The sequence below is a fragment of the Pyrobaculum sp. genome, from assembly GCF_049971835.1.
Lineage (GTDB): Archaea > Thermoproteota > Thermoprotei > Thermoproteales > Thermoproteaceae > Pyrobaculum.
The window spans coordinates 1-11,416 of record NZ_JBMFKV010000059.1 but is presented as its reverse complement, the minus strand read 5'-3'; the positions used below and the strand labels follow the sequence as shown (position 1 = coordinate 11,416).

12 protein-coding genes and 1 pseudogene are annotated in these 11,416 nt (G+C 56.2%); 4 read left to right on the top strand and 9 right to left on the bottom strand.

Features of this window, described 5'->3' with window-relative positions; all coding sequences use genetic code 11:
* The 3 genes and pseudogenes from ACP5J3_RS06690 to ACP5J3_RS06680 all read right to left on the bottom strand — a co-directional run.
* A pseudogene (locus ACP5J3_RS06690) lies at positions 1 to 486 on the bottom strand (PaRep2b protein); the annotation flags it as partial.
* A 317-nt stretch (positions 487 to 803) separates the two neighbouring features.
* Positions 804 to 1,031: a hypothetical protein gene (locus ACP5J3_RS06685; protein ID WP_428494964.1), complete on the bottom strand. Its 228-nt coding sequence runs from the start codon at positions 1,029 to 1,031 to the stop codon at positions 804 to 806.
* 7 nt (positions 1,032 to 1,038) lie between these two features.
* Positions 1,039 to 1,182 (bottom strand): hypothetical protein, encoded by a 144-nt coding sequence (locus ACP5J3_RS06680; RefSeq protein ID WP_428494963.1) that lies wholly within the window; start codon positions 1,180 to 1,182, stop codon positions 1,039 to 1,041.
* A 170-nt stretch (positions 1,183 to 1,352) separates the two neighbouring features.
* On the opposite strand from ACP5J3_RS06680, the gene ACP5J3_RS06675 reads away from it, so the two are divergent.
* Positions 1,353 to 1,985: a YkgJ family cysteine cluster protein gene (locus ACP5J3_RS06675; protein WP_428494962.1), complete on the top strand. Its 633-nt coding sequence runs from the start codon at positions 1,353 to 1,355 to the stop codon at positions 1,983 to 1,985.
* Here ACP5J3_RS06675 and ACP5J3_RS06670 read toward each other — a convergent pair.
* The 6 genes from ACP5J3_RS06670 to fbp form a co-directional block, all read right to left on the bottom strand.
* The gene (locus tag ACP5J3_RS06670; protein ID WP_428494961.1) at positions 1,980 to 2,924 is read right to left on the bottom strand and encodes a 2-oxoacid:ferredoxin oxidoreductase subunit beta; all 945 of its coding nucleotides are present in this window, start codon (positions 2,922 to 2,924) and stop codon (positions 1,980 to 1,982) included. The two genes, ACP5J3_RS06675 and ACP5J3_RS06670, sit on opposite strands and share 6 nt — an antisense overlap.
* On the bottom strand, positions 2,921 to 4,822 hold the full coding sequence (locus ACP5J3_RS06665; protein WP_428494960.1) for a 2-oxoacid:acceptor oxidoreductase family protein: 1,902 nt from the start codon (positions 4,820 to 4,822) through the stop codon (positions 2,921 to 2,923). Before ACP5J3_RS06665 ends, ACP5J3_RS06670 begins: the two co-directional genes overlap by 4 nt.
* 173 nt (positions 4,823 to 4,995) lie before the next feature.
* Positions 4,996 to 5,208 carry a hypothetical protein gene (locus ACP5J3_RS06660; RefSeq protein WP_428494959.1) on the bottom strand — a complete coding sequence of 71 codons (213 nt, stop codon included), beginning with the start codon at positions 5,206 to 5,208 and terminating at the stop codon, positions 4,996 to 4,998.
* A 15-nt stretch (positions 5,209 to 5,223) separates the two neighbouring features.
* Complete coding sequence (locus tag ACP5J3_RS06655; protein ID WP_428494958.1) at positions 5,224 to 5,817, bottom strand: MarC family protein; 594 nt, start codon at positions 5,815 to 5,817, stop codon at positions 5,224 to 5,226.
* 209 nt (positions 5,818 to 6,026) lie between these two features.
* On the bottom strand, positions 6,027 to 6,257 hold the full coding sequence (locus ACP5J3_RS06650; protein ID WP_428494957.1) for a hypothetical protein: 231 nt from the start codon (positions 6,255 to 6,257) through the stop codon (positions 6,027 to 6,029).
* Between the two features lie 285 nt (positions 6,258 to 6,542).
* Entirely contained in the window at positions 6,543 to 7,742 is a 1,200-nt protein-coding gene (fbp, locus tag ACP5J3_RS06645) for a fructose-1,6-bisphosphate aldolase/phosphatase (protein ID WP_428494956.1), read from the bottom strand.
* A gap of 45 nt (positions 7,743 to 7,787) precedes the next feature.
* Between fbp and ACP5J3_RS06640 the strand changes: the two genes are divergently transcribed.
* The 3 genes from ACP5J3_RS06640 to carB all read left to right on the top strand — a co-directional run.
* On the top strand, positions 7,788 to 8,243 hold the full coding sequence (locus ACP5J3_RS06640; protein ID WP_428494955.1) for an N-acetyltransferase family protein: 456 nt from the start codon (positions 7,788 to 7,790) through the stop codon (positions 8,241 to 8,243).
* A gap of 32 nt (positions 8,244 to 8,275) precedes the next feature.
* Positions 8,276 to 9,358 carry a glutamine-hydrolyzing carbamoyl-phosphate synthase small subunit gene (carA, locus tag ACP5J3_RS06635; RefSeq protein ID WP_428494966.1) on the top strand — a complete coding sequence of 361 codons (1,083 nt, stop codon included), beginning with the start codon at positions 8,276 to 8,278 and terminating at the stop codon, positions 9,356 to 9,358.
* A partial coding sequence (carB, locus tag ACP5J3_RS06630) for a carbamoyl-phosphate synthase large subunit (protein WP_428494954.1) occupies positions 9,345 to 11,416 on the top strand: 2,072 nt, incomplete at its 3' end. The genes carA and carB, both read left to right, overlap by 14 nt.

Here is an 11,416-nt window from a genome sequence, read left to right as displayed (position 1 = left end):
GTCCGCCTCGACAACCAGCCTAGCCCTGAGCATCTTGCCCTCCGTAGTGAAGTCTTTTATCCACGCCTTGACCCTCTCCGCCCTGGCCATCTTGGTAAGCTTCGCCACCTTTGAATAAATTTGTTCGTCGCTCTTCACCTCCTCAAGTATGCGTTCGAGGCCCACTAGGTACGGCAGAGCCTCCCTCGCAAACCGCCTCGCCTCTTCGCCGTACAGACTTATGCGGACGGTGCCCTTGTCTTTGTACATCTTCGGCTGGTACCCCAGCTCCCTCAGCAGTGCGTAGTACAGTGCCGCTTTGTCCTCCGCCGACATCTTATCGCCCTTGCCGACGTACAGTACAACCTTGTTTTGAGACGCCGAGCCGTCGCCCAGCACTGCGTGGAGGAGCATACCCACGGCGCGTCTCCTCGCAACCTCACGCTTTCCAGCGTCCTCTTCGCTCTGCGCCAGCTCTCTAAAGGCGTTTATCAGTGTGTGGAACACCCGGTGTTCCTTTAGGCCCGGGGCCTTTGCGAGCCACTCCCCTAGCCACTTCTCCAGCCTCTCTCTAGACGCCTCGCGGGGGCCGCGTCGCTAGGCGCTACATGCGTTTTCCGCTGTAGGTTTTTCGGCATATGTCAATTAGCGTGTTTTAGCCGCGTCCGGGCTTACAACGGCTGAGATAAGCCGGGCGCGGGATCTACAAGACATCAGCGCCGCGGCCTCTAGAGGCCTTTCTGGAGTGGCTCTCCCCGATTTCGCCCAGACTCCTAGCTTCCCCTCTCCCTCCGCCACGGCTTTGTACATCAAGACTGCGGTTTTTAGAGCTGGCTTGTTGGCACCAGCCAGCCGCTTGCCAGCTCCGCCGCGCCCTCCGCAAAGCCCCTCTCCACGGCCCACTCCGCCGCGCCGTGTATCGCCTCTATACACGAGCCGGCGCCTCCGCAGATCATACACTCTAGACGCAGAACCCCAAGAGGAGGAGGGAGAGGGGGGTCAGCCGCCGCCCCGGCTAGTAAGTCAGGGAGTCTACAGACCCCGCTCGGCACTCCGCAACTAGCCAGAGGTCTCCATAGTGGGGGAGGGCGGTGGGCGGAGGCCGCCGAGGTAGCCACGCAACTCCCCAGACCGCGCCCCCACTAGGCCAACAGCCCTCTGCGTAGTAGACGCTGGCGCGCCCTTTAAGACAGAAGAAGACATGTAGGTAAAAGTCTGGCAAACAGAACCCACGCGCTGAATTATATGTAATTGTTCTACTGTGGTTCTATACACCACGCCGAATTTCGAAAAACTCACCCTAGAGATATGTAGCGCCGGCTGGTAGATTCGCGGCGCGAGAGTATATAAATTCATAGCGTATATTCACCACTGTGACGTTTAGGTGCGAGCCGGGTTGTGCTTTGTGTTGCAGAGCCAGTCCGGTAACTGTGTTGCCGCATGAGGTGTACATCCTGCAGAAATATGCCAGGGATCTGGGGGTATATGTGGTGTTTACGCCTGCCTACAAGGTGGCCGACTTAAGGGCTAATCTCAGGGTGGCTCTGTCGTACTTAATGCACCTCGACGAGGATGGCGCCTGTCCCTTTCTCGACGGGACGAGGTGTATGTTGCACGACCTCTATAAACCTCTGACCTGCAGGTCGTTTCCCTACCTCCCGAAGATTATCCGCTACGAGCTGGACCCCGCGGCGCGCGAGGTTAGGATGGATGTCAAGTTTGTGATGTCTACTCTATGCCCCGTGGTGCGCCGCGATTTAACGGCGGCGGACGTGGCGCGTATGGCTAATGTAAAGGTGGCTGTGAAATACGCGCCGAGAGAAGTCGACGTAGCCGTCAAGACGCTGGAGAAGCGGTATCTATACGCCAAGATTCTGTCAGAGCTGTGGAAGAGGGGGGAGGCGGAGCTAGACGAGGAGGGGAAATACCCGTTTTTCCCCATTATAAACGGGTTCACCTATATCCGTAGATTTTACCCCGAGCTGACTATCGAAAAGTTCCTATAATATCCTATCGGCGATGAGCTTCTCGAAGTCTATAATAGGTTTGCCATCTACCTCTACTGGCTGTAGAGCAGGCGGGAGGGTCCTGTAGTTGGGGTCGTATAGGCTTTCATACCGCTCCTCGAAGGTTGGAATCAGCTCATTTTTGTAGAATATGCCAAGTGGTAGCCTTTCGCGCTCTACTATCTTATCAAGCGCCTTGCGTATCTTGGCATCCAGCTCCTTCTCGTCGTGGACGACGGGATCCCAGCTCGGATCCGCCTCCTCTATTTTATATATTCTCTTTTCGTACCACTCCCTCGTCATTATATTGTTGTAGGTTACGCAGGGGCTGTATATCTGCACAAAGGCGCTACCCTTGTGTCTAATTGCTTCTACAATCAGCCGCGTGGTGTACTTTATGTCGTACGAGTAGCCCCTCGCGATGAAGGTAAACCCCGCCGTGAGCGCCAGGAGGAGCGGGTTAATCTCGCTCTGGGGATTTGCCTTGGGCACAGCCTTTACCTTAACCCCAGCTGGTAGGGTGGGGCCTGCCTGCCCCCTCGTAAGTCCATATACTGAGTTGTCCATCAGGATAACAGTCATGTCGACGTTTCTCCTCCCCATGTGGAGTAGGTGGTTGCCGCCTATAGCCATCAAGTCTCCGTCTCCGCCCACCACCACCACCTCTAGGGAGGGATTTGCAAGCTTTATCCCCAGGGCGTAGGGTATAGCCCTTCCGTGTATTGCATGTACGCTAATGGTGCGGACGAAGTGAGGAAGACGCGAGGAGCAACCAATGCCGGAGACAAGCACCACGTTGGCCGGATCGAGGTTAAGCTCCGCGAAGGCGTTGTAGAGGGCCTGCAAGACGCCGAAATGTCCGCACCCGGGGCACCACTCAGGCACGCGTAGCCACCTATAATCGGCGGCCGTCCTCTTAACAACTTGTTGCATAGTCATAAATCCGTCTCTATTTTAATAATATTTTGGCCCTCCTCGAATTTTTTAATGGCGTATAAAACATCGTCACTGGTTATGGGCCTCCCGTTGAACTTAACGGCGACAGCTCCCGGCTCTATTCCAGCGTACATGCGGGTTATCAGCGAAAGTTGGCCATAATAGTTATTTTCGATAAATAGCGTCTCTCTGCCTTGTAGATACCTCCGTACCAGCTCCGCGGGGTATGGGTACAGTAGCTTCATGTATAGGAACCCCACGTCACGTAGCTCCTCAAGTGCCGTCAGTATGGCGGGTTTCGTGGAGCCCCACCCCACGATTACTCGCTTAGCGTTCTCGGGCCCGTAGTATACTAATTTCTCCTCAGGGGGTATCTCCTGCTCAATCAACCTCAGCTTCGCCATCCTCCTCTCGAACATCTTCGTCACCACCACCGGGTCCTCCTCAGGGTCGCCCTCGGGGTCGTGCTCTAGACTGTTTAGGTGGAATATCGCGTTTGACACGCCGGGCAACAACTTAGGCGGTATCTCCTCATCTAGGGGATAGGCCTCCACCTCCTTAGTTTGTGGATGCACCACCGGCTTCACCGTGGCTATCTTGACCTTGGATGGATCTGGTAGCGGCATCACGGCGAATGTGTTAGACAGGTTTTTGTCAAGGAGATGGATCACTGGTACTCTAAATCTCTCGGCCCAGTTAGCCACGCGGATGCTGTCTAGGAAAACCTCCTCCAGATCGCCGCTGGCGTAGACTATTTTGGGATACTCGCCGTGGCCTATGTATAGCGAAAATAATAGATCTTGTTGCCCCTGCCTCGTCGCCTGCCCAGTGCTTGGCCCTGCCCTCATCCACACCGTAACTACCAACCCAACCTCCATCATGCCCGCCATGGAGAGCGCCTCAGCCATTAGGCTAAAGCCCGGACCAGAGGTGACAGTGGCCGATCTGGCGCCAGCGATAGCGCCACCAGTCGCAATAGCCACAGCCGCAAGCTCGTCTTCAGCTTGAAAGGCCATAGCGCCAGCTCGCTCATATTTAGAGAACTCGCCGGCATCTCTCGCCGCTGGGAATGGTATTAGTCTTTCAAAAGTCAAGGCGTCGTCGGTGGCGGGGGTTATGGGGTAATAGGCGATAAATCGAATCCCCCCCACCGCTTTGCCATATCCAGAGGCCTCGTTTCCATTCCAGAACACGCGTTTGACGCCTGGCTCCCTCGGCTTTAGTAAGGCAACTCTCCTATCCACTAGTTTCATGGCCTCTGCCGCTACCTTCTTGTTTTGTTCAATTACATCTGCCTTCCTCCCAAGGGCAAAGCCAACACCCCTAGTCACGTACTCGTCGCTGAGACCTAGCAACGCCGCGCCTAGCGCCACCACGAAGGTGTTTACAAATCTGGCCAACATGACCGGCGACGTGACTCCTATCTTCTTCCCAATTTCGGTAATGTGTTTGTTATAGGGCAATCCGATAACCTCGACACCGCTTCGTCTTAGGTAATCCACATACCCCTTTACCGTGGGCTCGAAGCCGTTCTCCTTTGCGAATTTTTTCAATCTATCTGCCAGCGCCTTAGACATCATCGCGTAGTTATCAGGTGTTTTGGAGTCCTCCTCAGTGTTGTACACCAAGTAGCTCCCCCTCCTTAAGTGAAAGACGTGCTCCAGCACCGCGTGGCCGTCGAAAGTCAGCGCCAGCTCTACAGAGTTTCCCGGCGCCGGGGCGGGCCACTTCTCTGATATTGTCCCAACTACATAGCTATGGCGCCCACCGGCTATGTTACTCCAGAACTCCCTCCTGGAGTATACATAATACCCCGCGGAGCCGACGCCGTATATAAACATAAAAGACGCAGTCTCAACGCCTCTACCCTGAGGGCCTCCTATTAAGAAACTAATTTTCATTAATCCTAAAAATGTTATGCATATTTATATTTTTTGCATTGTCTATATTCAAAATTTATTAACTTGCCCCAAACAGCCTAGGTTATACAGATAACGTATTTATATATATGCTTTCCAGCATTTAACGTAAATAATCTTTCCTAATTGGCTCATCTCTAACCCTCTCAAGAACTTCACCTCGTCGTCCGAATCCCCCTCAACCACCGTGTAGCTAAAGCCAAGGAGCTCCTGGCGTGCGAGAGGCCGTACTTAACCGCCTCCACCAAATCAGATAAGTCGGAGGACAGCCGCCTCACTGCTATGAAATATGTGTTTAGGAGTCTATATAGTGCACACGGCCCGTAGATGTAGAGCACCGCCCCGCTGAGCCGGGGGTAGGACTCCACGTGCCCTATTTACATCTACGACATCCATCTCGCTACGTGGTTTTTAACACCTGTCAGAATCATTTCCGTTGCCATCGAGGCTATGATAAGGGACATAAATCTGCCGAGGAGCCTCATGGGCGTAGCCCCCACGTACCTAACAACCCTGATGCCTAGCAACAACGTCACTGCAACCGCCGTCGACGCGGCCACGGAAACCGCCAGCGCAGTTGCCGGGCCGTATATAGACGACATTATTATCAAGGCAGTGATAGTCCCCGGGCCCACTATTAGAGGCGTCGCCAGCGGGACAACCGCCTGCTCCTCAGTAATCTCCAGACGGCCCACGTAGGAGCCAGATACCAAAGTCATTATGGAAATAGCCATCAACACAATGCCACCAGCTATCCTAAAGCTGTCGATACTGACTCCAAACGCGGCCAGGATGACCCCTCCGCTTAAGGCGAAGATCGATGACAGGATGTACACTGTGATAACTACGACTATGGTTATCTTCCGGACGTATTCCGGCTTTTCAACAGCGAGAGGGCCTACAATGGCAAGCTTCCCTATGGGATTCATAATAGCGTAAAGCTGACCTATCAAACCCAAGAACTCCACGGGGCTCACGGCACACCCACACAGAGGATTTAAAGACTTTACTCATTCAGCCAGCAACGCTCTTCACCAATCTGACCTCACGCGCCTCGTCACCAAAATACAGCCACAGCCCCACATAAAAACAATTCACCAAAACCCCCGGCAAAACCTAAACACCAACACTCCCCCGCCCACAGCGTATTTCTCTACGTCGCCTCCTATTCTCACACCGGCCAGCGCTACCACTGAGGGGCTGCCGCACGAGCTGTGGACCACCCCTCCTCTTTAGCCACGATATCCCCCAGCTTTGTCTTCATCTCCATCACGTCGCTACACACTCCACGGACAAGCCAACCTGAGATTATCCACGCTGATATGCGGCGCATAGCTGGCACAACCCGCGCATTAACCTCCTCCCTAAGATTCTCCCATAGGTAGCGAGACGGCGCTGCCTCTGTGAGAAAACCCAAGCCCTCCTAGACATGACACGCGCCTACTCAGCTGTGTAAAACCAGTCTAAGCGTGGTCTGCCAATTCCTTCGAAGCCTCAGCCACAGTCCTCACCTCATTGTCTCCAGCCTCCTCCTGTGCCTTTCCATCACGGCTCTCTCAGTAGTCTCCTCAAGCGCTTTGAGATTTATGGATACGTTGTACAAGAGAAATTTAAAAGGAGCCACAGCGCAGATCGAGGCGTAGCCACCCGGCGAGTTACCTAACTAAAAAGCCGCCGGCTTGTTAGTGACGATAATTGAAACCTAGTCGTGTTGCGACTCCTCTACCTTCACCCCCTTTACGACAGCCTCCACGTACCTCCACCTGTTTTTCTCATACTGATCGGCGGGATACGCCTTAATCTTGGATAGTATCTTCGGCAACGCGGTGTACTCCATCTCCTCCGGCGGTAGCCTGTGGGGCTGGAACGGCCCCATCCTCCTAATGTAGTCAGCCACCTGCGCCGCGACCTGCCTCACGTAGTCAAAGGCTGGGTCGTCAAAGAGGTCCACACCCCCCTCCAGATACCCCTCGTGGAGCTGGAACCCGAGGGCGCCCACCTTCGGCGGCCCGTCAAACCGCGTCATCTTTGCCCCCATCGCAATCCTCCGCTCGGGATCGACTGAGATGAAGCGCGCCGGCATCAACGGCCCGGCGTGGCTGCCGCGCATCCAGCCGTGCACGAGGTGTGGATGGGCGAACGCCTCGAGCACCTCCCCCACGGCGGGCAGGCCAGACTGCGCCCTAACCATCATCACCGGGTCGTCTTTGCCGACGTAGCGGCCAGCTATGAGGGAGAGCCTCTCGACGCTGTTGGCGGCGGCGGGGGCGCCGTCGGCTTTTCTAAAGACCTTCCTAATTATATATCTCCCGGTGGTTCCTATAAGGCCGAGGAGGGAGTAGGCCTCCTCCGGCGTCTTGAGCAGATATACCTTGTGCTCAACTACGTCTAGCACCTCGAATATGAAGCCCTCGTGCATCGAGGGGTCTATGACGAGGCCGGCTGTGTTGAAGGGGTCTGCGAACATTTTGTACAGGGGGAGGTTGAAGGCGCCTGGCTCGGTCTTGTCAGCGGCGAATACGATCAACGGCTCGCTGGGCCTCTCCTCGAACTCCATCTCCGCAACCTGGGGGCCCATGCCCCTTACGTTGCCGGAGAAGGCGTCTTTCAAAAGGTCCTGGCCCGCGCCGTACAGCTTGTACCTCTTGGCTATCTGCTCGGTGACTTCCTTGAAGGTTTCCCAGGCGAGGCCGTGGATCTCGGGGTTGTCTTCGCCTTTTGTGTGGGTCATTAGTAGAGATATGTCGTCCCCCACGTTGTAGACGAAGTAGTCGATTATGAGGCCTCTCTTCTGGGCCTCTCTCATCTTCGCCGCGGCGTATTCAAGCATTTTTGGGTGGACGTGGGCGTGGCCTGGGAAGCCGCCTACGTCGGCTTTAATTATGGATACCGTTACCTTCATAACAACTGGCTTGAGTCGAATATTAAAAGGTTTTCCTTAAACTCCGTGGACATTGACTATGTCGAGATAACCGGGGTATACCCAGAAATCCAAGAGTTTTACCGCGCAGTTTCGCTAGATAGCGTAATATACAGATTTTTACACCCAATTGCAGACCCTGTGTATATATACAGGTATTTGTGGAGCCGGGGCTGTAAGACCTTTCTCATCTACCATGGAAACAAGGCCGTGGGTGTGATAGACGTAACTCCATGTGGCGAGGGGGCTGAGGTCGCAATTGTGATAGCAGACGCGCACCAGGGCAGGGGGCTGGGGAGGGCCGTGGCTGTGGACTACGCGCCGAGGCTCAGGAAAATGGGGTTTAAATACGCCGTGGCGTACGTCTCCCCCGAGAACTACAAGGCGCTGTCTATAGCTAGGAGGATGGGGGCTGAGGTTAGATGTAGAGACATATGCACCGTGATCTACAGGCTTGTGGAAGATGGGGATGTGTGTAGATAAGCATAAAGTTTATATAGTGGACGGTTTAGGCTATTGATGTCAAAGGGGCGAATGGGAGGGCGTACCTCGTCCTTGAAGACGGCACTACTTTCGTAGGGAGGCCAATTGGGGCGGAGAGGGTAGCTGTGGGGGAGGTTGTCTTCACCACCGCCGTTGTGGGCTATCCGCAGGCGTTGACCGACCCGAGCTACAAGGGGCAGATACTTACGTTTACAATGCCCTTGATAGGTAACTACGGCGTCTCGGAGGATCAGATGGAGTCCGATGGGGTGAAGGTAGAGGGCGTGGTTTTGTTCGAGGCAACGTTGCCGAGTCACTACAAGTCTGTGATGTCGCTAGACGAGTGGCTAGCCGCCTCCGGCGTGCCCGGCGTGGCGAGGGTCGACACGAGAGCGCTGGTGCAGATTCTTAGAGAGCATGGTGTGATGATGGGGGCGGTGGGGCCCGAGGATCCTGGGGTGTTGCTGGAGAAGTTGCGCAGATCGCCCCGCTACGACGAGGTGCTGTACGTAGATCAGGTATCTGTTAAAGAGCCTGTGGAGCTGGGGGACGGGAAGCTCTGTGTGGGCGTTGTAGACTGCGGCGTGAAGAGGTCTATTGTGAGAGAGTTTTTGAAGAGGGGTGCAAAGGTGAGGCTTGTGCCGTGCCGCCGGCCCGAGGCGGCTTTCGACTGCGACGCGTTGTTTGTCAGCAACGGCCCCGGCAACCCCAAGCTACTGGACTTCCTATCTACGAAGATTGCAGAATATATAGAGTATAGAAAGCCCCTGATGGGCATCTGCCTCGGCCACCAGGTGATTGCCATGGCCCTAGGCGCCAAGATATACAAGCTGAAGTTCGGCCACAGAGCCAGCAACAAGCCTGTACGCGACTTGTTATTCACCGGCGGGACCTACATAACCACCCACAACCACGGCTACGCCGTCGATCCAAGCGGCACCGAGCTGAGGGTGTGGGCTGTCCAGCCAGACGACGGCACTGTGGAGGGCCTCTACCACGAGCGCCTCCCGGTGTTAACCACCCAGTGGCACCCCGAGGCCTCGCCGGGGCCACACGACACGAGGTGGGTCTTCGACAAGTTTCTAAAGCTGGCGCACCGCCATGCCGGACGTTAGGAAAATCCTAATAATAGGGTCCGGGGCTATAAAAGTCGCCGAGGCGGCGGAGTTTGACTACTCCGGCTCACAGGCGCTGAAGGCGTTCAGGGAGGAGGGCATAGAGACCGTGTTGGTGAACCCCAACATAGCCACGATTCAGACGTCTAAACTCCTCGCCGACAAGGTGTACTTCATCCCCATACAGAGGCAGCTTCTAACGGAGGTTATAGAAAAGGAGAGGCCGGACGCCATCGCCTGCGGCTTCGGGGGCCAGACTGCGCTCTCCGCCTGCGTCGAGTTAGAGGAGGCCGAGGTGTTGGGGAGATACGGAGTTAAGGTAGTGGGGACGCCGGTGCGCGGCATAAAGAGGGCCCTGTCGAGAGATCTATTTCAGAAGGCTATGAAGGAGGCGGGGATACCCGTGCCTCCAAGTAGCCCAGCGAAGTCGCCGGAGGAGGCGCTTGAGATCGCCAAGAGGCTCGGGTACCCCGTGGTTGTTAGGGTCAGCTTCAACTTGGGCGGCGCCGGGGCCTTCGTGGCCCGTAGCGAAGAGGTGCTGAAGGCCAGGGTCTACAAGGCGTTTGCGCAGTCGGCGATTGGGGAGGTCCTTGTGGAGAAGTACCTCGAGGGCTGGAAGGAGGTGGAGTTCGAGGTGGTTAGGGACTCCTACAACAACGTGGCGGCGGTTGTGTGTATGGAAAACGTCGACCCCATGGGGATCCACACAGGAGACTCCATTGTGGTCGCGCCGTGTCTAACCCTCACGGACGAGGAGTACCAAACGGCGCGCAACATCTCCATAGGGGTTGCCAGGGCTATTGAGCTGGTGGGGGAGGGGAATGTCCAGGTGGCTGTGAACTACGCGGGGCCTGAGCAGTACGCCATAGAGACAAATCCACGTATGTCGCGCTCGAGCGCCCTCGCCTCCAAGGCCTCTGGATACCCCCTGGCCTACATAGCGGCGAAGCTGGCCCTGGGCTACCGCCTGGACGAGGTGTTGAACCAGGTGACGAGGCGCACCGTCGCGTCCTTCGAGCCGTCCCTTGACTACATCGTGGTGAAGCACCCCAGGTGGGAGGCCGAGCGGTTCGGCATCACAGAGGGGCTCGGCCCAGAGATGATGTCCATAGGCGAGGCGATGGGGGTGGGTAGGACGCTGGAGGAGGCGTGGCAGAAGGCCGTGAGGATGATAGACATCGGGGAGCCCGGGCTGGTGGGCGGGAGGATGTTCCGCAACCTCACGCTTGGCGAGTCGCTGAAGTGCATAGAGGAGTACAGGCCGTACTGGCCCATCTGCGCCGCCAAGGCGATGTACCTCGGCGCCTCAATCGAAGAGATCTACAGGGTAAACAAAGTCGACAGATTTTTCTTAAGGGCTATTTGGCGGATTGTAGATGCCTATAAGCAGCTGGAGGCCGGGGCGCTCGACTTGGAGGAGGCCAAAGTGCTCGGCTTCTCGGATGAGCAGATCGCCGGGGCTTTGGGGAAGTCTGTGGAGGAGGTGAGGAGGGCTAGGAGGAGGCCTGTGGTTAAGAAAATCGACACGCTGGCCGGGGAGTGGCCAGCCGACACCAACTACCTATACCTCACATACGGCGGCCAGTACGACGACGAGACGCCGCAGGTGGATTACCTAGTGGTGGGCGCCGGCGTGTTTAGAATAGGCGTAAGCGTGGAGTTCGACTGGTCCACCGTAATGCTGGCTACCGAGCTTAGGAATAGGGGGCACCGGGTGGCCATCCTGAACTACAACCCCGAGACCGTGTCCACCGATTGGGATATTGTAGACAAGCTCTACTTCGACGAGATCTCCGCCGAGCGCATACTCGACATAGTGGAGAAGGAGGGCGGGGGGGTGACGGTGGTGCTGTACGCAGGCGGCCAGATAGGGCAGAGGCTGTACGTCCCGCTGGAGCGGGCCGGGGTGAGGATTGGGGGGACGCGCTCCAAGTCGATTGACGTCGCTGAGGATAGGAGCAAGTTCTCTAAGCTGTTGGATAGGCTCGGCATTAGACAGCCGCCGTGGGTGCACGCCTCGAGTATAGACGAGGCGCTTAAGCTAGCTGAAGACCTGGG